Here is a 24,009-nt window from a genome sequence, read left to right as displayed (position 1 = left end):
TTGCTCTTCAATCAAAAAGGCGGCTCCCGAAGGTGCCGCCTTAGCGAGGTCGAGCTGAGCGATCAGGCCTGGGTGGCGCCGTCCGGCAGCTCGCCCACCGCCCCCGGCATGGCCTGGACGCTGCCGCCCTGGCCGGCCAGGGTCAGGAAGTGCAGGTGGCGTTCGTACTCACAGAGCACGTCGCCGATCACCTGACCGCGGGTGTAGCCGTTGAGGTCCTTGTCCAGGCCGCCCTCGGCCAGGTAGACGTCGAGCCGCACGTAGTAGTCGTCGTCCGCCGGCAGGAAGCTCGGCGTGCGCATGCGGTGTGGGCACACCTGGTAGACGAAGCTGGCGGCGTCCTCGAGGTCCACCTGCAGGGTGAGGCGCGGCAGCGGCTCGCCCTCGATGGCCTCCTCGGTCACCGTGGCGCTCTGCCCGCGGCTCTCCAGCTCCTGGGCGAACTGGGCCAGTGCCGGGCGAATGGCGTGCTCGATGGAGGCCGCCGCGCCGGCGCGGGTGGAGGTGTCCAGGGCCCGGTCGAGGCGCTCGCGCCAGTCGCCGCCCGGGGCGGTTCCGGCGATCTGACGGCGGGCGTCGGCCTTGCTGCCCTCCAGCTTCAGCGCCTTGAACATGCCCCACATGATGGCGAAGATCACCAGCGAGAAGGGCAGGGCGGTGATCACCACCGCGCTCTGCAGGGCGGCCAGCCCCCCGGCCATCAGCAGCGCCACGGTGACCAGGCCGATCACCGCCGACCAGAAGATACGCAGGCCCACCGGGGCGTCGTGGTTCACGTCGCTGAGGATCGAGGTGAAGTTGGCCAGTACCAGGGCGCCGGAGTCCGCCGAGGTGATGAAGAAGACGATGCCGAGCACCGTCACCACGCCCGCGGTGAGACCGATCCAGGGGTAGTGCTCCAGCAGGGTGTACATGGTGGTCTGGGGCGAGCTGAGCGCCTGCTCGCCGAGCTCGACCACGCCCTGGTTGGCCACCAGCTCGATGCCGCTGTTACCGAACACCGACATCCACACCATCATGAAGGCCAGCGGGATGCCCAGCGCGCCGGCGACGAACTCGCGAATGGTGCGCCCGCGGGAGATGCGCGCCAGGAAGAGCCCCACGAAGGGTGTCCAGGCGATCCACCAGCCCCAGAAGAAGATGGTCCACCACATCTTCCACTCGTTGGCCTCCTCGCCGGCGAAGGCGTAGGTGTCGAAGCTCTTGGCGATGAAGCCGGAGAGGTAGTCGCCGGCGTTGTTCACCGCCATGTCGAGCAGCTTCAGGGTATGGCCCTGGAAGAGCACGAACAGCAGCAGGGCCAGCGCCAGCAGCATGTTGAATTCGGAGAGGCGGCGGATGCCCTTCTCCACGCCGCTGACCACCGAGATGGTCGCCAGCACCACCACCAGGGCGATCAGGATCATCTGCACCGAGAGGCTCTCGGGCACGTCGAACATGTAGCTGAGCCCGTAGTTGAGCTGCATCACCCCGATGCCGAGGCTGGTGGCGATGCCGAACACCGTGGAGATCACCGCGGTGATGTCCACCGCGTGGCCGATGGGGCCGTAGATGCGCTTGCCCAGCAGCGGGTAGAGGGCGCTGCGGATCGCCAGGGGCAGGCGATGGCGGTAGCTGAAGTAGGCCAGCGCCATGCCCATTAGCACGTAGAGCCCCCAGCCGGACAGCCCCCAGTGCAAGAAGGTCTGGACCACCGCGGCGCGCATCGCCTCCTGGCTCTCCGGGGGCATGTCCGGCGGTGCCAGGTAGTGGGCCACCGGCTCGGCGACGCTGAAGAACAGCAGGTCGATGCCGATGCCGGCGGCGAACAGCATCGCCGCCCAGGAGAGCAGCGAAAACTCCGGCCGCGAGTGGTCGGGGCCGAGTCGTACGCTGCCGAAGCGCGAGCAGCCAATCAGCACCACGAAGACCAGGTAGGCGACGATCGCCAGCATGTAGTACCAGCCGAAGGTCTCGCTGACCCAGGCCAGGCCGGCGTCGAAGAAGGCGCCGGCCTGTTCGGTGAAGGTCATGGTGATCACCAGGAACACCAGGATGCCGGCCACGGAGCCGTGGAAGACCACGGGATTGAGCCGGTCGCGTCGCTCGGGAAGCGGGGTGTCATGCGCCATGCAGACGAACTCCAGTTGGTGGAACCTCGGCCGCTGCCTGTCTCGCCGTCACGACGCGCTGTGGATTGTTCCGCACAATCGAAAGCACGCCCGCTCGACGCCGGGGCGAACGGCCACTCTTTTTTGAATGAACGTTCAAATAAAATACGCAGGTCTCGACGGAGGTTCAACCCTTGGGGGCATATCGGTCATGGCTGATGCTTGGGGGCGGGCAGGGAGGCGAGAGGCGAAGCGCCAAAAAAGGTTCTTCGCACTTTAGCGTGAACATGTTTGGCAAGTTTTATGGTGGGAGGCCGGCTCTGCCGGCGGTTCGACGCTTCGACGAAGGCGCCGCAGGCGCCCCATGGGTAGCGCTGCGCGCTACTTCGCGAGCTGAAGTCGAGGCGTCGAACCGTCCCTCCCACAGGGCAAGTTCACGCCAGTCTGCGATGAGCCAAAAAAGCCCGGCCAGAGAGGCCGGGCCGGGCAGGGGAGGCGGGGAACATCGTGGATGGATCAGTCGCCTTGCGGCTGGCCGCCACGGTACGGGGCCTTGCCCTGGCCCTTGTAGCCGCGGCTCGGCATGGCGGCTTCCAGCGCCGCGATCTGCTCGTCGGTGAGCAGCTCGGCCAGCGCCTCGCGGTGCGTGTCGCGCAGCCCCAGCCACGCCTCGCGGCGCTCGTCCCGGGAGTCGAAGCTCTGGCCGCGCAGTTCGGCCATGTCGGCGTAGAGGGCCTCGCGGGTCTCGCGCAGCGCCTCGCGCTCCTCGTCGGAGAGCTCCCAGGAGTCGACCAGGGCGGTCAGCCGCTGCTGTAGACTGCCGCGCCGGTCGGCACGGTAGGCGCCGCGCTGCTCCTGACGCATCTCCCGCTTGGCGGCCTTCAGCGCCTCGCGCTGGTCGTCGTCGAGGATCTCGTCCAGGCGCTGGCGGTGCTGGTCGTGCAGCTCGCGCATGGCCTCGTGGTGCTCGGCGTGGGCGTCTTCCAGGGCGCTGCGGGTCTCGTCGTCGAGGCCGGCGCGCTCGAAGAGCGCCTGGCGATGCGCTTGGAACTGCGCCTGGCGCTGTTCGTGCCAGCCCTTGGCGTCCTTGTCGCCCGCGGTGGCGGACAGCGCCAGCGGCGCGATGGCCACGGCGAGCAGGGCGGGCAGCAGCAGCTTGTGGGACAGCGATGCTTTCATGATGGCGATTCCTTGCGTGGTGAGTTGACGGTGCCAGTCTCCTCGGGCGGCGTGCAGCGGCCATGCAGGAAGTGTGCAAAGCGCGTGCAGGGGCCTCACTCCTCGGGCTGGTACTTGTAGCCCACCCCATAGACCGAGCGGATGATCTCGCGTTCCGGCCAGACGTCGGCGATCTTGCGCCGCAGCTTCTTGACGTGGCTGTCCACGGTGCGCTCGGAGACGATGCGGTGATCGCGGTACATGTGATCCATCAGCTGATCCCGGGAGAAGATCCGCCCCGGGGCCTGCATCATCACCTTAAGCAGCTGGAACTCCACGGCGGTCAGTCCCAGGTCCTGGCCTTCGGCCAAGGCGCGCCAGCCGTCGTCGTCCAGCACCAGCCGGTGGGGGTCGTCATGGTGTGGGTCACGGGCCGCCCGGCTGCGGCGCAGCACCGCCTTGACCCGGGCCACCACCTCCCGCGGGCTGAAGGGCTTGCAGATATAGTCGTCGGCGCCCAGCTCCAGGCCCAGCAGGCGGTCCACCTCCTCGACCCGGGCGGTGAGCATGATCACCGCGATGCCCGGCCAGCGCTGGCGAATCTCGCGGCATAGCGTCAGGCCGTCGGTGCCGGGCAGCATCAGGTCGAGGAGCACCAGCGCCGGGCGGCTTTGGGCCTCCTTGAGCCATGGCAGGACGCTGTCGCCATGGTCGATATGGCGGGTGGCAAAGCCGCTGCCCTCCAGGTAGTCGGCCACCAGCCGCGCGATCTTGGGTTCGTCCTCGACGATCAGCACGCTGTCGCGGGGAGTGTCGGTGTCGTGCATGGGGTCCCTTCCTTATCGGCTTCGACCGTCGTCATCCAGAGCGGGAAACGTCAGCGTCCAGCATAACCCACCCAGCGGCGAGGGGGAGGGCGAGAGGCTGCCGCCGTGGGTCTTGACCAGGGCGCTGGCGATGGAGAGGCCCAGGCCGCTGCCGCCGCTGGCCCGGCTGCGCGAGCCCTCGACGCGATAGAGCCGGTCGGTGAGCTTGCCCAGCGCTGTCTCGGGCACCCCGGGGGCGCTGTCTTCCCAGGTGACTCGCACCCGCTCGCCGTCACGGGTCAGGGCCACCGCCAGTCGGCCCGGCGGGGTGGTGTAGGCGCAGCTGTTGTCGAGCAGGTTGGTCCACAGCTGGCGCAGGCGGCGGGCGTCGCCGCGGATCCACGCCGGCCCCGGGAGATCGGTGGCAAGCGCCAGACCGCTGTCGTCGAGCCAGCCGCGGGCCTCGTCGAGGCGCGAACGCAGGCTGGCCGCCAGGTCCAGCGGCGCCAGCTGCACCTCCAGGGCGCCGGCGTCGCTCTGGGAGAGCAGCCGCAGGTCGGTGACCAGCCGCTCCAGCTGGCCGACCTCCTGGGAGAGCGAGTGCAGGTTGTCCTGGTTGAGCGGGCGGATGCCGTCCTGCATCGCCTCGATCTCGCCATGCAGCACCGCCAGGGGGGTGCGCAGCTCGTGGGCGATGTCCGAGACCCAGCGCGCCCGGGCCTCGCGGCTCGCCTCCAGGGTGGCGGCCAGCACGTTGAAGTCGCGGGCCAGGCGGGCCAGCTCGTCGCGACCGCGCTCGGGTAGGCGGATGCTGTAGTCGCCCTCGGTGAGGCGGCGGGTGGCCAGCGCCATGCTGCGGGTGCGTCGGCCCAGCCACCAGGCGAGCCCGCCGGCCAGCAGCAGCGAGGCGACCCCCAGGGCGGCAATGATGATGCCCAGGTTGCGCTGCTGGCGGGCGAGGAAGATGCGGTCCATGCGCGCCATCAGCTGCTGGGGCGGACGGTAGCCCAGGGTGCCGACCCGCTCGCCGGCGTGCTCGATGGGCAGCCAGTGCAGTTCGGCGGCCATGGTCTCGTCGTCGGGGCAGGCCGATCACCGGCAGCCCCTCGGCGTCGTGGAGCACGAAGTCGCGGGCGTCGCCGAGGCGGCGCTCGATGCCGTGGGCCGGCGGCCCCTCACCGGGCCATACCTGCTGGCGCACCAGCCGCTGCCAGGCCGGCGGCGAGTCGCGCAGCCACTGCCAGTCGCCACGGCGCGCCCACTCCTGGCCGAGCCCCTCGGCCAGGGTCTCGGCGCGGCTCGCCTGGGTGGTCTCCAGGTAGTCGATGAAACCGCGATCCAGGCTGCGCGACACCGCCATGAACACCAGCACGGCGATCACCACGTTGACCACCAGGATGATCACGAACAGCTTGATCCCCAGGCGCGAGATGGCGGGGCGGGGCAGGCGAAAGGTCATGGGGCGGACTCCTGTTGCGGGATGCCGTGGCCGGTGAGGCGCTCGCGCAGTCGCTCCATCATCAGATAGAGGCAGGGTACCAGCACCAGCAGGATGAGGGTGGCGAAGAGCATGCCGAAGCCCAGGGAAATGGCCATGGGAATGATGAAGCGGGCCTGGCGGGAGGTCTCGAAGATCATCGGTGCCAGTCCCAGGAAGGTGGTCAGGGTGGTCATCATGATCGGCCGCAGCCGCCGGGTGGCGGCGGCGACGATCGCCTCGCGGGCGCCGAAGCCCTCGCGGCGCCGGCGGTTGGCGTAGTCGATCAGCACCAGGGCGTCGTTGATCACCACCCCGGAGAGCGCCAGCATGCCCATCAGGCTGATCACCGAGAGGCCGTAGCCCATGATCAGGTGGCCGATCATGGCGCCGATCACCCCGAAGGGGATGGCCGCAAGGACCAGCAGCGGCTGCAGATAGCTGCGAAAGGGGATGGCCAGCAGGGCGTAGAGGGCGAGCAGCGTCAGCCAGCTGGCCTGGGTCAGCGTCGAGACGTTGTCGGCGGTCTCCTGCTGGCGTCCGCCGGGCGTGATCTCAAGCCCGGGCCAGCCGGCCCGCAGGGTGGGGAAGACATCGGCCTCCAGGGTGCCCAGCACCTGGTTGATGCGCTGGTCGGAGGCGGCGTCGGCGGTGACGCTGATCAGGCGTCGGCCGTCGACGCGCTGCAGGGTGGCGGCGGCCCGGCCCAGGCGAATCTCGGCGACCCGGGCCAGCGGAACCTCGAGGCCCTCGGGGGTGCGCACGGGCAGCTGGTAGAGATCGGCGAGGCTGTCGCGGGCCTCGCCGGGCAGGCGCACCTCGACGCGGATCTCGTGGCGGCCGACGAACTGCTCGACGGCGGTGACGCCCTGCAGCGGCCCGCGCAGCTGGCCGGCCAGGTCGCCGCCGGTCAGCCCCAGGGCGCGGCCCTCGGCGGAGAGGCGAATCTCCAGCTGCGGCTTGCCGTCGGCAAGCCCGGTGTCGATGTCGGTGATGCCCTCCAGCGTGCCCAGTTCGTCGGCGAGACGGCTCGCGGCGGCTTCCAGGGCACCGCTGTCGGGATGCGACAGGCGCAGGGTCAGGCCGGCCCCGGCGCCGGGGCCGCCCACGTCGGCCTCGAAGCGCACCGCCTGCACGCCGGTGAAGTCGCCGGCCTGGTCTCGCCAGGCCCGTGCGACCCGCGACGGTGGCCAGGCGTCGAGACTGTCGCGCTCCAGGGTCAGGCGCACCGTCAGGCGGTCGCCGTCGAGCTGGGCGCGGGTGGCGGCGAAGCGCGGCCCGTCGTCGCGCTCGGCCAGCGCCTCAGCGGCACCCAGCAGCTGGTCGCGGTTGCGTCGGTCCTCCTCGACGGGGCTGCCCACCGGCAGGGTCACCGAGGCCTGCACCTGGTCGGACTCCACCCGCGGCATCAGCGAGAAGCCCAGCCGCCCGCTCATGGCCCAGGCCAGGGCCACCGCCAGCACGGCGATGGCCAGGCTGACGGTGAGCAGCCGCTGGTCCAGGCAGCGCTCCAGGAAGGGGGCGAAGCGGTGCTGGGTGACATGCGCGAGCCACCCCTGGAGCCCCCGGCGCAGGCGCTCCAGGGGGCGCTGCCAGGCCGGGGTGGGGCGCCGGGCCGCGCCGTGGGCCAGGTGGGCGGGCAGGATGAACAGCGCCTCCAGCCAGGAGACCAGGAACACCGTGATCACCACCAGCGGCACCACGGCGAAGATCATGCCCAGAAAGCCGGGCAGGAACAGCAGCGGCAGGAAGGCGACGATGTTGGAGAGGATGGCGAAGGTGATCGGCACCGCCATCTCCCGGGCGCCGCGCACCGCCGCCTCGCGCAGCGAGTGGCCCTGCTCCCGGTAGCTGTGGATGTTCTCGCCCACCATGATGGCGTCATCGACCACGATGCCCAGCGCGATCAGGAAGGCGAACATCGACATCATGTTGATCGATACCCCGAGCCAGGGCAGAAACAGCAGGGCGCCGAGGAAGGCGGTGGGGATGCCCAGGGTCACCCAGAAGGCCAGGCGCGCCTCCAGGAAGAGCCCCATCAGCACCAGCACCAGGGCCAGGCCCAGGAAGGCGTTCTTGAGCAGCAGGTCCAGGCGGTCGCGGTAGACCTCCGAGGTGTCGCGGGAGACCGAGAGGCTCAGCCCCTCGGGGAGCTCGGCGCGCAGCCGCTCGAGCTGGGCGTGGACGGCGTCGGAGACCCCGATCGGGGTCTGGTCGCCGATCTGGTAGACCTCCAGGCTCAGCGCTGGCGTGCCGTTGAACAGCACCTCGCGGTCGGTCTCGGTGAAGCCCTCCGTGATCCGGGCGATATCGCCCAGGCGCAGCTGGCCGCCGTCGGGGGTGCCGAGGATGGGCAGCTCGGCGAACTCGCGCGCCTGATCGCGTCGCCCCTGGTAGCGGATCAGCCACTCGCCCTCGGCGGTGGCCAAGCGGCCGCCGGCCAGGTCCTGGGCCTCGTCGCCGATGCGCCCGGCCAGGGTGCGGTGGTCCAGGCCGTGGCGCTGCATCGCCTCGGCGTCGAGCAGCACCTGGATCTCGCGCTCGCGGTGGCCATTGAGCTCGACGCGGGAGATCCCCGGCCCGGCCTGCAGCTCGGCGCGTAGCTCTTCGGCCACGGCATGCAGCAGGTGCTCGTCGACCCAGCCGTGCAGCTGCAGGCTCATCACGCTGCGCGAGCGGCCGGCCAGCCCGAAGCGCGGTGGGTCGGCGGCCGCCGGGAGGGTGGTGATGGCGCCCACCGCCTGCTGAATGTCCTGGTAGACGCGCATCACCTCGACGCCCTCCACCAGGCTGACCGAGACTCGGCCGGCGCTCTCGTTGGCGGTGGCGGTCATCTCGTCGATGCCGTCGACCCCGGCCAGCGCCGCCTCCAGGGGCAGCAGCAGGCTGCGTTCGACCTCCTCTGGGGTGGCGCCGGGATAGCCGATGGCGACGGTGATGATCTCCAGCTCGAAGTCGGGAAAGACCTCTTTCTTGATGGCGCTGGACGCCATTAGCCCACCGACGATCAGCAGCAGCATCAGCAGGTTGGGGGCCACGCCGTGGTGGACCATCCAGGCGATGGGGCCGCGGCGCATCATGCCTCGGGCTCCGCGGTATCGGCGGCAGCGGCAGCGGCAGCTGAGACCGGGCGCTCGTCGGCCGGCGGTCGCGGGCGCAGCGCCATGCCGGGGCGCGGCTGGCCGAGCTGGGAGACCACCACCCGCTCGTCGTCGGCGAGCCCGGTGCCGATCAGCACCTGCGCGTCGCCGCGATGCAGCACGCTGACGCTGCGGTAGCGCAGCCGGTCCTCGTCGTCCAGCACCCACACCTCGTCGCCGGGGCGCAGCGCCCGGGCCGGCAGCTCGATGACCCCGTCGCGTGGCGTGGCGGCGAAGTCGAGTCGCACCAGGTCGCCCAGGCGCAGGGCCGGGCCCTCGTCTGACAAGGCCAGGGGGTCCTCGACGGCCACCAGCAGCTGGGCCTGCAGGCCATTCTCCTCCAGCGCGGGCAGCACGGCGATCAGCTCTCCGTGGCGCTGCTGCCCGGCCGGCCAGCCGCGGCTGCTGAGCACCGCTTCGCTGCCGGGCCCTTCCTCGCTAGCGGCACGCAGCCAGTCGAGGGCCTCGCCGGGCAGGGTGACCCTGACCCAGAAGCGCGAGACGTCCACCAGGTGCACGAGCTCGGTGCCGCTGGCCACTTCGCTGCCGCTGCCCAGCAGCCGGGCCTGGATCATGCCGCGCCAGGGGGCGGTGACGGTGGCGCGCTGCAGGTCGAGCCGGGCGCGGTCGCGCAGCGCCCGGGCCCGCTCCACCTCGGCCTCGGCGCTGCGCCGCTGGGGGTCGCGAAGCACCAGGGCGCGGCGCTCGGCGGGCAGCTCGCGTCCGAAGCTCTGATACTCCGACTGGGCGCGCTGCTGCTCGCCCCGTTCCATGGCCAGGGCGGCTTCGGCCTGGGCCAGGGCGGCCTCGGCCTCGCGCAGGGCGAGCCGCAGGTCGGCGTCGTCGATGTGCGCCAGGGGGGTGCCGGCTTCGACCACCCGGCCGGGCAGCGCCTGGGAGGGGAAGTCGAGCAGCTGGCCGCCCACGCGGCTGGCCAGCCGCGCCTCGCGTTCGGCGACCACCCGGCCGAAGCCGTGCAGCGCCGGGGCGGCCGCGCGGTGCTGGGCGACCACCACCTCGACCAGCGGCGGCGGCGCGGCGGTCGGCGGTCGCCGCTCGATGCGCGGCGGCTGGGTGAGCAGCCACCAGGCGGCGGCGAGCCCCGCGGCCAGCACCAGCAGGGCGGCCAGGGAGCCAAGGTGGACGCGGCCCTGCTGGCGGGGCGGCAGGGCCCGGGGAGGCGACGATGAGGGTGACATGGGCGGCTCGCGGCAGACAGGCGTGAGGCTCCCAGCATCGGCCCTGGGAATGCAGCCAATGGTCATGAATCTTGCAAGCAGTGTGCAAGGCGGGGTGCCCCGCCGTTCCCGCCCGGCGACAGGCTGCTCAGAGCGACAGCAGCAGCAGTATCAGCGGCGGCGACAGCAGCGAGAGGATAAAGCCCGAGACCACGGCCACCGGTACGCAGGCCACGCCGCCGTGCTGCTGAATCACCGGCAGGGTGAAGTCCATGGAGGTGGCGCCGCCGTAGCCGATGGCCAGCGGGGCGTGGCGGCGGATCAGCAGCGGAATCAGCACGAAGGCCAGCAGTTCGCGGGTCAGGTCGTTGAAGAAGGCGACGCCGCCGAGCACCGGGCCGAGCTGGTCGCCGATCAGGATGGCGGAGAGCGAGTACCAGCCAAAGCCGGCGGCCATGGCCAGCCCCTCGTTCCAGCGCAGCTCGAGCAGCGGCGCGGCCAGCAGGCCGCCGATCAGCGAGCTCACCGCCAGGGTGGCGGCGATGGCCAGGCCGTGGCGATTGAGCAGGATCTGGCGCAGCGGCATGCCGGAGTTGCGCAGCTGGCAGCCGATCAGCGCCAGCAGGGCGTAAAGCACCCACTCGGCGAGCCGCTCGGCGCCGTCGTAGATCGCCTGGCCGCCCAGCCAGCCGAGCCCCAGGCCGAGCAGCACGCCGAGGACCACTACCGCCACCAGCGACAGCGAGCCGAGCATGGCGGCCAGCTTGGTGGTCGGAGCGCCGGCCACCACCGGCGAGTCGCCGCCGTGCAGGCCGAGGCGCCGGGACAGCCACCACAGCGCCGCCAGGTTGAGGGCGGTGATCACCGTGAAGAGCTGCAGGGCCTGGCCGCCCATCCGCGACAGCTCCCGGGTCAGCTCCTCCAGGCCCGCCAGGCCGATCCCCATCAGCAGCAGGATGACGTACACCGAGGCGTGTACGCCGTGGTTGATCAGCGCCAGCAGGCCGGCATGGCGCACCGGCACCAGATAGCCCAGCAGCAGCGGCAGCAGCACGATCGCCAGCCCGGTCAGCATGAGAGTCCCTTCTACGCGCTGCGCCGCCGAAGGGGCGGCGCAAAACCCGCCATTTTAGCCAGTTCGCTGCTGGGGGGGAATGGCCGCGATGTCGGGGTGGGAGGAGTCGAATATCCGAAGATGAAGATTTCGAGCTATCGCGATGGCAGCTGCAGGAGGCCAGCACCATCAGGAACTGTTGGAGCGCCGCTCTGCATCGCGACTGGCGCCGATAGGTGCCCTGGCGGAGGCGCCAGCGTTGGGGTTATCGCCAGCGCAGGCAACCCCGCCGGGAGGCTGTCGCCTCCAGTCGCGATCTAAAGATGCTTATATGGACCCGTCCCGTTGTGCAAGCCCGACACGTATCGGCGGGGGTGAGACTGCACGCTTATATCCGGCCTGTCAGTGGCACTTCGTCGGTACCTGGCCATGATGGGATGCGCGCTCTCCGATCTGATCTCCTACTCGGCCTCACGAGTGGCCATACAGCTTCACAGAGTGGCGGAGAGCCGGTCTGACCTGTCCTGCCATCTACGTACGTACCTGCGCAACCTCCGGGGGAATCTAAGTTATTTCATGCCATCTTCGTGCTTCACGGCATGGCTGTGTAGCGCGTGTCACGCGCCATCACCGCCCAGCAGATTCTGCCGAGCTTGTTCGCCAGGGCGACAGTGGCCTTGGCAGCGCCGCGTCGCGCGGCCAAGGAGCATGCCCAACGTGCCAACCGATCCGGCTGTTGCTGGCGCTGCAAGGCACGCAAGGCCGCTCGGGCACCATGCACGAGCTGTCGACGCACCTCGCCGTTGCCCCGTCTGGAGATGCCCATCAATCGCTCCTTGCCGCCACTCGAGTGCTGGCGGGGCACCAAGCCAATCGAGGCGCTGAAGGCGCGGCCATTGGCAAACCGTTTCGGATCGCCGATATGGCTGACCAGCAAGGTGGCATTGACCGGCCCGATGCCGGGCACGCTCATCAAGCGCTGACAAACCGGCGTCGTCTTGGCCAGCCGTGCCAGGCGCTGATCATAGGCACGGATGCGGGCATCCAGCGCCAGCCACTGGTCCAGGACATCATCCAGTACCACGAAGAGGTCGTCGCCCAGCTGGGCTCGATGCTCGGCGAGCACGCGCCTGACCTCCCCCTGGCGAAACACCGAGTGCCCCTTGGCCACGATGATCCCCATTTCGGCGAGCAAGCCATGCAGCTCATTACCCAGCGCCGTCCGGCTGGTGATGGCCCGTGAGCGCACGCGATGCATCGCCTGCAGCGCTTGCTGTTCCAGTGTCTTGGGCGCCACCCGTGGCGTGGCATCCCGGGCCGCTGCCTCGGCAATCGCGCGGGCATCCCGGGCGTCGCTCTTGTGCCCGAGGACGAAGGGCTTCACGTACTGGGGCGGAATCAACTGGACCTCATGCCCCAGCGCCTGGATCTCCCTGGCCCAGTAATGGGCCCCACCGCAGGCCTCCATGGCGACAACGCAGCGAGGCAGTTGGGCTAGCGTGGTGGGAAATGCCGAGCGTGACACCGTTTTGCTGAACACCTGCCGCCCTTTGGAATCGACGGCGTGAAGTTGAAAGACATGCTTGGCGAGATCGATCCCGACGATGCTAATGTGATTCATGGATGGACCCTCTCTTCGAGATGCCGTGTGGTGCCCCGTGCACCCAAGATGGCGTTGCAAACTCATCTTGGCACAGGGAGGGACGGGTCCATCCCATTTCCTACATCAGAGGCTTGCGTCTGTAGGAGCGCTCGGTTCGGCGCCCCGACGCCGCATCGCGACTGGCGCCGATAGGCGCCCTGGCGGAGGCGCCAGCGTTGGGGTTGTCGCCAGCGCAGGCAACCCCGCCGGGAGGCTGTCGCCTCCAGTCGCGATCTAAAGATGCTCCTACATCAGAGGCTTGCGTCTGTAGGAGCGCTCGGTTCGGCGCCCCGACGCCGCATCGCGACTGGCGCCGATAGGTGCCCTGGCGGAGGCGCCAGCGTTGGGGTTATCGCCAGCGCAGGCAACCCCGCCGGGAGGCTGTCGCCTCCAGTCGCGATCTAAAGATGCTCCTACATCAGAGGCTTGCGTCTGTAGGAGCGCTCGGTTCGGCGCCCCGACTCCGCATCGCGACTGGCGCCGATAGGCGCCCTGGCGGAGGCGCCAGCGTTGGGGTTGTCGCCAGCGCAGGCAACCCCGCCGGGAGGCTGTCGCCTCCCGTCGCCGAAGCGTCGGACCGGAGCTGAATATGCTCCTACATTAGAAAGTTTCGTCTGTAGGAGCGCCGGTTCCCGTCGCGACTGGCGCCGATAGGTGCCCTGGCGGAGGCGCCAGCGTTGGGGTTATCGCCAGCGCAGGCAACCCCGCCGGGAGGCTGTCGCCTCCCGTCGCCGAAGCGTCGGACCGGAGCTGAAGATGCTCCTACATTAGAAAGTTTCGTCTGTAGGAGCGCCGGTTCCCGTCGCGACTGGCGCCGATAGGTGCCCTGGCGGAGGCGCCAGCGTTGGGGTTATCGCCAGCGCAGGCAACCCCGCCGGGAGGCTGTCGCCTCCCGTCGCCGAAGCGTCGGACCGGAGCTGAAGATGCTCCTACATTAGAAAGTTTCGTCTGTAGGAGCGCCGGTTCCCGTCGCGACTGGCGCCGATAGGCGCCCTGGCGGAGGCGCCAGCGTTGGGGTTGTCGCCAGCGCAGGCAACCCCGCCGGGAGGCTGTCGCCTCCCGTCGCCGAAGCGTCGGACCGGAGCTAAAGCTTCTCCTACAAGATGGTAGAACCGGTGGTGGAGGGATAGGGGCGCCATTCTGCATCTGAGCCATTAATGCAAGGGAAGTATCAAGACCAAGCGGATCATCATGGCGACCTGCGATGGGTATCGGGCTGATCTGCAGCTTGCAGCACTTAACACCGGGGGTCAGGGTGTGTCCACGTTCAGCGAGGTCAGCGACAGGCGGCTGCGGCGCTGGCCGTCCCGGTGGTAGTCCACCGCCAGCAGCAGGCCGGGCAGCTCGGGGTGAAAGCTGAACTCCAGGCGCCGCTCGGGGCTGTCGGGCTCGGTCACCTCGACCCTGACCGCCTCGAACTCCCCGGCGGGCAGGCGCAGCGTCTCCCGGGCGAGGGGGCGAAACGCCAGGCGCTCCTCGCGTCCGCGGTGGTCCAGGTAGCGCAGCTCGCAGCTCGATTCGCAGTCCTGGCTTACCGCGCGACGCGACAGCTCGAACAGCGCCGCCTGGCGGTCGGGCAGCTCGGTCAGGTCGCCGGGGGCGAGGCGATAGTCGCCGCCGAAGCCGAGCAGCGAGTAGCCGCTGGCGTACTGCAGCGCATTCACGCCGTTTTCATTGATCATGAAGCGGCTGCGCTCCTGGCCGCGGGCCACGGCGATGGCGCCGCGCATTTCGCTGTACCAGGAGGCGCCGTCGCGGCTCAGCCGGTGGTCGATGGTGGCGTTGGGCCAGCCGCGCACCTCCAGCCGGTAGCTGGCGGTGAAGGGGGTGGCGGCGGCCGAGGCGGCGGCCTTCGCCGCCAGGGGCAGGGTCAGCAGCGCGCCCAGCAGCAGGGTCGAGAGCAGGCGGTGTCGGGCGATCATGGCGGTCATCCGTGTCGAGTCGGCCTGCTATCAGAGTGCACGCTGGCGCGGTGGGTTCCCCGTGCCCGGGGCTTGCATCCTTGTTGCAACATTACCCGTCGATTCCTTCAGCCGATCTCGCGCTGCAGGCGCTCGAGGGCCTCGCTCAGGACCACCGGGTAGTCGGCCTCGCCGGGGTCGAGCCGGGTGAGCGAGTCGGGCATGCTGGCCAGGGCGGCGGCTACCCGCTCCCGGGCGCCTTCGGCCATGGCCAGGGTCTCCCGGTCCACGGCGCCACCGCGCACCAGTGGCAGCAGCAGCGCCTCGCCGGCGTCGAGGCTTTCGTCGCGGCGGGCGATGACGTCGCCGGCCAGGCGGCCTTGGGCGTCGCGGCGCCGATAGAGCTGCTTGCGCCCCGGCAGGTTGACCTTGCCGGTGGAGTGCTTGACTCGGGGCCGGCCGGCGTACTCCACCAGCTTGTAGGAGAGGTCGATCACCGGAGCGTCGGCCGCCACGCCCATTTCGGTGCCCACGCCGAAGGCGTCGATGGGGGCGCCGTCGTCGAGCAGCGCCTGAATCTGGTGCTCGTCGAGCCCGCTGCTGGCGATGATCTTGAGGGTCGTATGGCCCGCCTCGTCGAGCAGCCGTCGCGCGCCCTTGGCCAGCTCGCCCAGGTCGCCGGAGTCGAGCCGGATGGCGGCAACGTCCAGTGCCGGCTCTTCCGCCATCAGCTCAATCACCTTGCGCACTCCCTCGAGGGTGTCGTGGGTGTCCACCAGCAGGGTGGTGCCCGGGTAGGTGCGGGCGAAGGCGCGCAGGGCCTCGCGCTCGTCGTCGTGGGCGAGGATATAGCTGTGGGCCATGGTGCCGGAGAGCGGCAGGTCGTGGCGCAGGCCACCGAGCACGTTGCTGGTGCCCGCCAGGCCGGCGGTGCGATAGGCGCGTACGCCGCGCACCGCGGCATCTACCCCGTGCATGCGCCGCAGGCCGAAGTCGACCACCGGGCGCCCCCGGGCCGCCATGACGAGGCGCACCGCCTTGGAGGCGAGCACGGTTTCCAGCTGCACCAGGTTCATGATCAAACTCTCCAGCAGCTGAGCCTCGGCGATCGGCGCATCCACCTCCATCAGCGGCTCGTTGGCGAACACCGGGGTGCCCTCGGCGAGGGTCCAGATATCGCCGCTGAAGCGAAACCCGGCCAGCCAGTCGAGGAAGTCGTCGTCGAAAGTGCCGGTGCCGGCCAGCTGCTCCAGATGGTGCGCCTCGAAGCGCAGCCGGCTGACCAGGGCGGCGGCATGCTGCTGGCCGCAGGCCAGCATGAAGCGACGCCCCGGCCGCAGCTTGCGAAAGAACAGGCTGAAGGTGGCCGACTCGCTCATGGCCTCGCGCCAGTAGGCCTGGACCATGGTCAGCTGGTAGAGGTCGGTGAGCAGGATCAGGTCGCTGTCGGCCACCTGGACGGGGATCGGGGCGCTCATGAAAGCACCTCGATGCCGGCGGCTTCCAGTTCCCGGGCGCAGTCCTCGCGGCCCTCGGGCGTGACCGGCTCGGTCAGCGTGGCGAGCAGCAGGGTGGTGAAGCCCTCCTGGCGAGCCGCCAGGGCGGTGGCCTTGACGCAGACGTCCATGGCCAGGCCGCAGACGATCACCCGCTCGATGCCGCGGTCGCGCAGGTAGCCGCCAAGGCCGGTGCCGTCGAAGGCGGAGTAGGCGTCGGCGTCGAAGGCGGTGGCCTTGCTGACGCGCACGGTGGTCTCGGTCAGCGCCAGGTCGGGATGGTAGGCGGCCCCGGGTGTGTCCTGCACGCAGTGCACCGGCCAGGGGCCGCCGCGGTGCGCGAAGCTCACATGGTCGATGGGATGCCAGTCCCGGGAGGCGACCACCAGGGCGCCCGCCTGGCGGGCCGCCTCCATCTGGGCGTTGATGCCCGGCACCAGGGCGCTGCCGCCCTCGACGGCCAGGGCGCCCCCTTCGCAGAAGTCGTTCTGCATATCGACCACCAGCAGGACATCGTGCGGGCCGTAATCCAGTTGCCGTGTCATGGGTGACCTCCATGGCGGTTGGCGTATGTACTCCTCAGCGTATCCCCTGAAGCGCCCTTCGTGTAGGGCAGGCACGCCGTGACGCATGGGTCAAGCCGCGCAGACCGGAAGATCGGGAATCGAATAAGGAGCTGATGCGGATCAATCTTGCCGACGCGGATCAGCCGCGGGCCTCAAGCAGGCGCCCGAGATGCCGACATTGCGATCACATCACAAGCACAACAGCTCATGCCACGCGCCTTACACGCCACTCTTGGATATCACACCCGGTTAGGCAGGAAGACCCTCATGAAACACCTTCTTCATCGTATTCCCATGTCGCGCAAGTTTGCGCTGGCCCTGGCGTTGCCCCTGCTGGTGATTGCCTGGCTGGCCGGCACCGGCATCGTCGAGCGCCAGCAGCTGGTCGGCAACATGGCCGAGGTCGAGCGCATGACCGCCCTGGCCACCCAAATGGGCGACCTCGTCCACGAGCTGCAGGTCGAGCGCGGCATGTCGGTGGGCTACCTGGGCAGCGGTGGCGATACCTTCGCCGGCCAGCTCGGGGAGCAGCGCCGCAAGGTGGACCGGCACATCGAGGCCTTCGCCTCGCGCCAGGCGCAGCTGAACCTGGAGGCAGGGGACGCGATCGTCGCCGAGCGTCTCACCTCCGCCGAGTCGCATCTGGCATCGCTGGACGACCTGCGGAGCCGAGTCGACGCCCTGCAGGCCGACCGTGACGAGGTGATCGAGACCCTCACCATGCTGATCGACGATCTGGTCGCAGCGGTGGGGCGGATGTCCTCACTGACCGACCAGGGGCCGGTGTCCCGGCGCCTGGCCGCCTACTATGCGCTGATGGAAATGAAAGAGACCGCCGGCATCGAGCGCGCGGTGCTGACCGGGGCCTTCGCCCAGGATGGCATGTCGTCGGCCGTCTACCGGCAGTTCGTGCTGCTGCTGGGCGAGGAGTCGGCCTTCGAGGAGAGCTTCTATGCCCTGGCCACCCCGGCGCTGCGTGAGCGTCTGGAGGCGGCGATGGACCATGACGAGGCGAGCCAGCTGGGGATGATGCGCCAGATCGCCCTCACTCGCGGCATCGAGGGCGGCTACAGCATCGGCGCCCAGCGCTGGTTCGACATGCAGACGCGCAAGGTCGAGCGGCTCAAGGAGGTGGAGGACGCCATGGCCGCCGAGATCGGCGAGCGGGTCGCCGGGCTCGCCGCCCAGGCCCGCGGTGCCCTGCTGCTGTACGCCCTGCTGTCAGGGCTCTCGGCGCTGGTCGCCATCGTGCTGTCGGTACTGATCGTGCGCAGCATCCTGGGGCCGCTGCGCCAGGCCCTGGCCGATATCCAAGCCCGCGGCGGCGACCTGACCCAGCGCCTGGCGGTGCCGGGCAGCGACGAGCTCTCCCGACTCTATGCCGCCTTCAACGACGCCACCGCCAGCATGGAAGCACTGGTCGCCAGTATCCAGCAGGGGGCTCAGGGGGTGGGCTCGGCCAGCGGTGAGATCGCCCAGGGCAACGAGGACCTGGCCAGTCGCACCGAGGAGCAGTCCTCCTCCCTGGTGGAAACCGCCACCAGCATGGAGCAGATGACCGCCACGGTGCGTCAGTCGGCGGACAGCGCCCAGGAGGCCCGGGGCAAGACCGACCAGGTGGCCGAGCGTTCGGAGCAGGCCAGCCGGGTGGCCGGCGAGGCCCGCGACGCCATGCAGGCGATCTTCGAGGCCAACCGCCAGGTCACCGCCATCGTCGAGGCGATCGACGGTATCGCCTTCCAGACCAACCTGCTGGCGCTCAACGCTTCGGTGGAAGCGGCCCGGGCTGGCGAGCATGGCCGCGGCTTCGCGGTGGTGGCCGGGGAGGTGCGCCAGCTAGCCAGCCGCAGCGCCGAGGAGGCCGAGCGAATCCGCCGGCTGATCGCCGACAACGCCAAGCGGGTGCAGACCGGCGACGGTCTGGTCAACGAAACCCACGGGGCGCTGAGCGAGATTGCCAGCGAGGTGCGCCAGGTGGCCGGCCTGGTGGCGGAGATGTCGGCAGCGACCAGTGAGCAGTCGGCGGGCATCGAGCAGATCAACCAGGCGGTATCGCAGCTCGAGCAGACCACCCAGGAGAACGCCGCCCTGGTCGAGCAGGTGGCGGCGGCCAGCCGTTCGCTGGACGGCCAGGCCGGCGAGATGGCGCAGCTGATCGCGCGCTTCAAGGTCGGCGAGGCGGCGGCTGGACGGCAGGTCGACGGACTGCTGCCGCAGCCAGGCTGAGCCTAGTAGCCGTCGGCGGGGTTCACCGTGGCCTGGGGCTCGCCGGCCTCGAAGGCGCGCAGCGCCTCGGCCACCTGGTCCAGCGCCGTGCTCAGCGGGGTGGGGCCGGCCATGTGCGGGGTGACCCAGACGCGCGGATGGCGCCATAGCGGGCTCGCCTCGGGCAGCGGCTCCTCGGGGAAGGCGTCGAGCAGCGCGCCGCGCAGCCGCCCCTCGGTGTCACCATCGCCCAGGGCGTCCAGCAGCGCGGCCTCGTCGATCAGGGTGCCGCGCCCCGGATTGATCAGGCTGGCTCCCTCGGGCAGCCGCGCCAGGGCCTTTGCGTCGATGACATGGCGCGTCGCCGGGGTGTCCGGAAGCAGCAGTACCAGGGTGCGCACCTGGGAGAGCAGCGCCTTGAGCCCCTCATCGCCGTGATGGCAGACGATGCCATCGAGGCGCTTCGGCGAGCGGCTCCAGCCGTGCACCGGGAAACCGTCGGCGGCCACCATGGCCGCCACCCGGGCGCCGATGGCGCCCAGCCCCAGCACGCCCACCGCCCAGTCGGCCTTGTCGACCACCGCATGCTCGTGCCACTGCCGGGCCTGCTGCTGGCGGCGGTAGCGGTCGAAGTCGCGCTGGAAGTGCAGGATGCCGTAGCGCACATAGTCGCCGATCAGCCCCGCCATGCCGGCGTCGCGCAGCTTGACGATGGGGACCCCCGCGGGCAGCCCCGGGTTGCCCAGCAGGGCGTCGACCCCGGCCCCCAGGTTGACGATGCCCTTGAGCCGGCGCGGCTCGCGCAGCAGCGCCGCCGGCGGCTTCCAGACCGCCAGGTAGTCGGCGTCGCGGCGCTGGGCCTCGGGCGCCTCGCTGGTTACCACCTCGGCTTCCGGCAGCCGGCTGGCCAGGGCATCGCGCCACTGGTCGGCGTCGTCGATGTGGACTACCACTTTCATAACGATCTCCTTGGAACTGGCCCGCTTCATCTTGGAAGGCGGGGGCCGGGAGCAAGCCCCGGGCCCGGTGAATCGGGACATCAGGAAATGCTTGACCGGCTACCAGGGGTTGGCAGTAACCTCCACCCAAGGGGGCTTGCCCCACTGCCTGGCGCATTGACCGGTGTGGCTCCCCGGTCCGGCACTTCGTCAGTGAGTCGTCACCCTGGCCCGGCCTTCTCCCCACCGCGAGAGGGCCGATTTTCTTGATGCTGCGATGGCGAGTGGCCCTATGACTGAGGTAACCCTGCCCTTCACCCGCGAGGAGTATGCCAGCCGCCTGTGGAAGGTGCGTGCCGAGATGGCCGGTCGAGGCATCGATGTGCTGGTCATCAGCGACCCCTCCAACATGGCCTGGCTCACCGGCTATGACGGCTGGTCCTTCTACGTGCATCAGTGCGTGCTGGTGGGGCTCGAGGGGCAGCCGGTGTGGTACGGCCGGCGCATGGACGCCAACGGGGCACTGCGCACCTGCTGGATCGATCCGGAGAACATCACCTACTACCCGGACTACTACGTCCAGAACCCGGACATGCACCCCATGGACTATCTGGCCCAGTCGATCATGCCCGATCGCGGCTGGCACCAGGGCGTGGTGGGGCTGGAGATGGACAACTACTACTTCTCGGCGAAGGCCTACCAGAGCCTGCTGAGGGAGCTGCCCCACGCCCGCTTCCTGGACGCCAACTCGCTGGTCAACTGGTGCCGGGCGATCAAGTCGCCCAGGAGATCGACTACATGCGCGTGGCCGGCAAGATCGTCGAGGGCATGCACTCGCGCATCCTCGAGGTGATCGAGCCCGGCCTGCCCAAGAGCAAGCTGGTCTCGGAGATCTACCGGGTGGGGATCGAAGGCTGGGTGGACGACAGCGGCAAGGTCTTCGGCGGCGACTACCCGGCCATCGTGCCGATGCTGCCCACCGGCAAGGACGCCGCCGCGCCCCATCTCACCTGGGACGACACCCCCTTTCGCGAGGGCGAGGGGACCTTCTTCGAGATCGCCGGGGTGTTCAAGCGCTACCATGCGCCGATGTCGCGCACCGTCTACCTGGGCAAGCCGCCCCAGGACTTCGTGCGCGCCGAGTCGGCGCTGCTGGAGGGCATCGAGCTCGGCCTCGCGGTGGCCAAACCCGGCAATCGCACGGCGGACATTGCCATGGCGCTGGGGACGGCCATGGACAAGTACGGCTTCGACCGCGGCGGTGCGCGCTGCGGCTACCCCATCGGCATCAGCTATCCGCCGGACTGGGGCGAGCGCACCATGAGCCTGCGCCCCTCCGACGAGACGGTCCTGCAGCCGGGCATGACGTTTCACTTCATGCCCGGCATGTGGCAGGACGACTGGGGGCTCGAGATCACCGAGAGCATCCTGATCACCGAGACCGGCTGCGAGACCCTGGCCAACTTCCCGCGCCAGCTTTTTGTGCGCTAAAGGAGGCTGCTTTTCACTTTGGCGTGAATCTAATCTGCAGGCTGTATGGTGGGAGGTCGGCGGTTCGATGCTGCGAAGTAGGCGCCTGGGTTCCTTCCGGCAGTGCTGCGCACTGCTTCGCGCGCTGAAGCGCCCTCCCACCGGATGGGCCACCGAAGGTAGGGAAACGAAGCGTCGAACCGGAGCTGAAGTCGAGGCGTCGAGCCGTCCCTCCCACACAGGCATTTCACGCTAGTTTGCGAAGAGCTTACAAGGAGACCCTGACTATGACCAAGCGTCCCAGCCCCATCAGCGCCACCGTCGATTTCGATGCCGACGGCGTCCAGCACGGCTTCCTCAAGCTGCCGAGCTCCACCGACGAGTCGGCCTGGGGGGCGGTGATGATTCCGATCACCGTGGTCAAGAACGGCGAGGGCCCCACCGCGCTGCTCACCGGCGGCAACCACGGCGACGAGTACGAGGGCATCACCTCGCTGCTCAAGCTATCGAGCCAGCTCAAGGCCGAGGAGGTCAGCGGCCGGGTGATCATCGTGCCCTGCATGAACACCCCGGCGGTGACGGCCGGCAAGCGCACCTCAGGCCTCGACGGCGGCAATCTCAACCGCAGCTTTCCCGGCGACCCGGACGGCAACGTTACCGAGAAGATCGCCGACTACTTCACCCGGGTGATGGTGCCCATATGCGACGTGGTGCTCGACCTGCACTCCGGCGGGCGCACCCTGGACATCATCCCCTTCGGCGCCTCCCATGTGCTGGACGACCCCGAGCAGCAGCGCCAGGCGCTCGAGGGCGCCAAGGCCTTCGGCGCCCCCTACGCCATGATGATGTTCGAACTCGACGCCGCGGCTCTCTTCGACACCGCCGTGGAGAGCCAGGGCAAGGTCTTCGTGGCCACCGAGCTCGGCGGGGGCGGCACCTCCACCCCCGAGAGCATGGCGATCACCGAGCGCGGCGTGCGCAATTTCCTCATCCACTACGGCCTGATGGCCGGCGAAGTGGCCATGCCGAGCGAGCCCCAGGTCTACCTCGATATGCCCGACGCCAGCTGCTACGTGCAGAGTGAACACTCGGGCGTGCTGGAACTCTGCCACGCCCTGGGCGAGCGGGTCGAAAAAGGCGAGGTGGTGGCCCGGGTCTACGACATGACCCGCAGCGGCAGCGCCCCCGTGGAGTACCGCGCCAGCCGCAGCGGCGTGCTGGCAGCGCGGCGTCACCCGGCGCTGGTCAACATGGGCGATACCGTCGCGGTGATCGCCGATGTCGTCGACTCCCTGGGCTGAGGGTGCCGGAATCGCCATGAAACTGGATCGTTACGACCTGAAGATCCTCGAGATCCTCTCCCGAGACGGGCGGATCACCAAGTCCAAGCTGGCCGAGGCGATCAATCTCTCGGTCAGCCCCTGCTGGGAGCGGGTTCGGCGCCTGGAGCGGGCCGGCATCATCGAGGGCTACAGCGCGCGGATCAATGCCGCGGCGCTGGTCAAGCGCACGCCGGTGTGGGTGCAGATCGAGCTCAAGGCCCATAATGCCGAGAGCTTTGCCCGCTTCGAGGCGCTGGTTCACGCCACCCCCGAGGTCACCGAGTGCGTGGCGGTGGGCGGCGGCATGGACTACCTGATCAAGGTGGAGACCGACTCCATCGACGCCTACCAGCGGCTCATCGACGCCTGGCTCACCGGTGAGGCCGGCATCGAGCGCTACTTCACCTATATCGTCACCAAGACGGTCAAGCAGACCCGGCCGGATCAGCTGCCCCGGGAGCCGGCCTGAGGCCCGGGGCAGGCCCTCGATGGCTAACGCTAATTCAGCGTTGATGTCATGTCGTCGCCAATTGACTTAAGCTTCAGGGAGCAGGTGAGCCACTGCTCACCCGTGACGGGCGATCCCGCTGGTGCCTATTTTCATGAAATTGCGAAGGCAACCGGGCAGTGCCAGACCCGCGTAGCCGAATGTTTCGAGATCGCCTGAGGCAGAGAGAACCATCATGACCTATTTCACCATTGCCGGGGTGCAGATGCATGCCCTGCACCACGGCGACAATACCGAGGCCATGCGCCACCGGGTCGACGTGCTGATGAGCCGTTTTCCCCAGGTGCAGATGGTGCTGTTCAGCGAGCTGATGCCCATGGGCGCATCGCCGCACCACGCCCAGCCGCTGCCCAGTTCCACCGAGGGGCTGTTCTGCCAGCTTGCCGAGCAGCATCGCATCTGGCTGATTCCCGGCTCGATGTTCGAGCAGGCCGAGGGCCAGGTCTACAACACCCTGTCGGTCATCAACCCCCACGGCCAGGTGGTGGCGCGCTACCGCAAGCAGTTTCCCTTCCGTCCCTACGAGGCCGGGGTGGAGAGCGGCAGTGAGTTCGTCACCTTCGACGTGCCCAACGTGGGGCGCTTCGGGGTGTCGATCTGCTATGACATGTGGTTCCCCGAGACCACCCGGACCCTGGCCGCCATGGGTGCCGAGGTGATCCTGCATCCCACCATGACCGACACCATCGACCGCGACATCGAGCTTTCCATCGCCCGCACCAACGCCGCGGTCAACCAGTGCTACTTCTTCGACATCAACGGCGCCGGGGCCATCGGCAACGGCCGCTCCATCGTGGTGGGGCCCTCCGGCGACGTCATTCACCAGGCGGGCACCGGCGAGGAGGTCATGCCCATCGAGGTGGACATGAACCGGGTGCGCCGCGAGCGGGAGACCGGCCTGCGCGGGCTTGGCCAGCCGTTGAAGAGCTTCCGCGACCGTCGGGTCGACTTCTCGCTCTACCGCAGCGAGACCGGCTCGTCGGCGTTCCTCGATACCCTGGGCCCGCTGGCCAAGCCCCTGCGCGCCGATATCGAGGAGTACTGAGCACCGGGCGGTC

17 protein-coding genes and 1 pseudogene are annotated in these 24,009 nt (G+C 69.3%); 6 read left to right on the top strand and 12 right to left on the bottom strand.

The genetic code is table 11. The features are described from left to right. Nucleotides 1-62: 62 nt before the first annotated feature. The 4 genes from betT to ACSJDS_RS18640 all read right to left on the bottom strand — a co-directional run bounded on the left by betT (nt 63) and on the right by ACSJDS_RS18640 (nt 5,122). Nucleotides 63-2,111, bottom strand: a complete 2,049-nt coding sequence (betT, locus tag ACSJDS_RS18655; protein ID WP_473034543.1) for a choline BCCT transporter BetT — start codon at nt 2,109-2,111, stop codon at nt 63-65. Between the two features lie 495 nt (nt 2,112-2,606). Next, nucleotides 2,607-3,269, bottom strand: coding sequence for a hypothetical protein (locus ACSJDS_RS18650; protein WP_473034542.1), 663 nt, complete (start codon nt 3,267-3,269; stop codon nt 2,607-2,609). 95 nt (nt 3,270-3,364) lie between these two features. After that, a complete protein-coding gene (locus tag ACSJDS_RS18645) occupies nt 3,365-4,075 on the bottom strand; it encodes a response regulator (protein WP_473034541.1) in 711 nt (236 codons plus the stop codon). A gap of 12 nt (nt 4,076-4,087) precedes the next feature. Continuing rightward, nucleotides 4,088-5,122, bottom strand: coding sequence for an ATP-binding protein (locus tag ACSJDS_RS18640; RefSeq protein ID WP_473034539.1), 1,035 nt, complete (start codon nt 5,120-5,122; stop codon nt 4,088-4,090). Nucleotides 5,123-5,208: 86 nt separating this feature from the next. Between ACSJDS_RS18640 and ACSJDS_RS18635 the strand changes: the two genes are divergently transcribed. Continuing rightward, entirely contained in the window at nt 5,209-5,376 is a 168-nt protein-coding gene (locus ACSJDS_RS18635; protein ID WP_473034538.1) for a hypothetical protein, read from the top strand. 133 nt (nt 5,377-5,509) lie between these two features. On the opposite strand, the gene ACSJDS_RS18630 is transcribed toward ACSJDS_RS18635, so the two are convergent. From ACSJDS_RS18630 to ACSJDS_RS18600, 7 genes are all read right to left on the bottom strand, one after another. Beyond that, entirely contained in the window at nt 5,510-8,611 is a 3,102-nt protein-coding gene (locus tag ACSJDS_RS18630; protein ID WP_473034537.1) for an efflux RND transporter permease subunit, read from the bottom strand. After that, nucleotides 8,608-9,870, bottom strand: a complete 1,263-nt coding sequence (locus tag ACSJDS_RS18625) for an efflux RND transporter periplasmic adaptor subunit (RefSeq protein ID WP_473034536.1) — start codon at nt 9,868-9,870, stop codon at nt 8,608-8,610. Before ACSJDS_RS18625 ends, ACSJDS_RS18630 begins: the two co-directional genes overlap by 4 nt. Before the next feature lie 127 nt (nt 9,871-9,997). Beyond that, on the bottom strand, nt 9,998-10,924 hold the full coding sequence (locus ACSJDS_RS18620) for a LysO family transporter (protein WP_473034535.1): 927 nt from the start codon (nt 10,922-10,924) through the stop codon (nt 9,998-10,000). Between the two features lie 571 nt (nt 10,925-11,495). Continuing rightward, nucleotides 11,496-12,524 (bottom strand): IS110 family RNA-guided transposase, encoded by a 1,029-nt coding sequence (locus tag ACSJDS_RS18615; RefSeq protein WP_473033380.1) that lies wholly within the window; start codon nt 12,522-12,524, stop codon nt 11,496-11,498. Nucleotides 12,525-13,795: 1,271 nt separating this feature from the next. After that, nucleotides 13,796-14,467, bottom strand: a complete 672-nt coding sequence (locus ACSJDS_RS18610; protein ID WP_473034534.1) for a hypothetical protein — start codon at nt 14,465-14,467, stop codon at nt 13,796-13,798. A 107-nt stretch (nt 14,468-14,574) separates the two neighbouring features. Then, complete coding sequence (locus ACSJDS_RS18605) at nt 14,575-15,924, bottom strand: nicotinate phosphoribosyltransferase (protein WP_473034533.1); 1,350 nt, start codon at nt 15,922-15,924, stop codon at nt 14,575-14,577. Continuing rightward, nucleotides 15,921-16,487, bottom strand: a complete 567-nt coding sequence (locus ACSJDS_RS18600) for an isochorismatase family protein (protein WP_473034532.1) — start codon at nt 16,485-16,487, stop codon at nt 15,921-15,923. Before ACSJDS_RS18600 ends, ACSJDS_RS18605 begins: the two co-directional genes overlap by 4 nt. A gap of 288 nt (nt 16,488-16,775) precedes the next feature. On the opposite strand from ACSJDS_RS18600, the gene ACSJDS_RS18595 reads away from it, so the two are divergent. Further along, nucleotides 16,776-18,734, top strand: coding sequence for a methyl-accepting chemotaxis protein (locus ACSJDS_RS18595; protein WP_473034531.1), 1,959 nt, complete (start codon nt 16,776-16,778; stop codon nt 18,732-18,734). A gap of 2 nt (nt 18,735-18,736) precedes the next feature. On the opposite strand, the gene ACSJDS_RS18590 is transcribed toward ACSJDS_RS18595, so the two are convergent. Beyond that, complete coding sequence (locus ACSJDS_RS18590) at nt 18,737-19,672, bottom strand: 2-hydroxyacid dehydrogenase (protein WP_473034530.1); 936 nt, start codon at nt 19,670-19,672, stop codon at nt 18,737-18,739. Between the two features lie 271 nt (nt 19,673-19,943). Here ACSJDS_RS18590 and doeA point away from each other — a divergent pair. From doeA to ACSJDS_RS18570, 4 genes and pseudogenes are all read left to right on the top strand, one after another. Next, a pseudogene (gene doeA / locus ACSJDS_RS18585) lies at nt 19,944-21,142 on the top strand (ectoine hydrolase DoeA). Between the two features lie 266 nt (nt 21,143-21,408). Further along, nucleotides 21,409-22,422 carry a N(2)-acetyl-L-2,4-diaminobutanoate deacetylase DoeB gene (gene doeB / locus ACSJDS_RS18580; protein WP_473034529.1) on the top strand — a complete coding sequence of 338 codons (1,014 nt, stop codon included), beginning with the start codon at nt 21,409-21,411 and terminating at the stop codon, nt 22,420-22,422. A gap of 16 nt (nt 22,423-22,438) precedes the next feature. Beyond that, complete coding sequence (locus ACSJDS_RS18575) at nt 22,439-22,912, top strand: Lrp/AsnC family transcriptional regulator (RefSeq protein ID WP_473034528.1); 474 nt, start codon at nt 22,439-22,441, stop codon at nt 22,910-22,912. A 214-nt stretch (nt 22,913-23,126) separates the two neighbouring features. After that, on the top strand, nt 23,127-23,996 hold the full coding sequence (locus ACSJDS_RS18570) for a carbon-nitrogen hydrolase family protein (RefSeq protein ID WP_473034527.1): 870 nt from the start codon (nt 23,127-23,129) through the stop codon (nt 23,994-23,996). Nucleotides 23,997-24,009 lie beyond the last annotated feature (13 nt).

The sequence above is a fragment of the Halomonas sp. SL18_1 genome (genome assembly GCF_055755715.1).
This window is presented reverse-complemented; position numbering and strand designations above follow the sequence as displayed.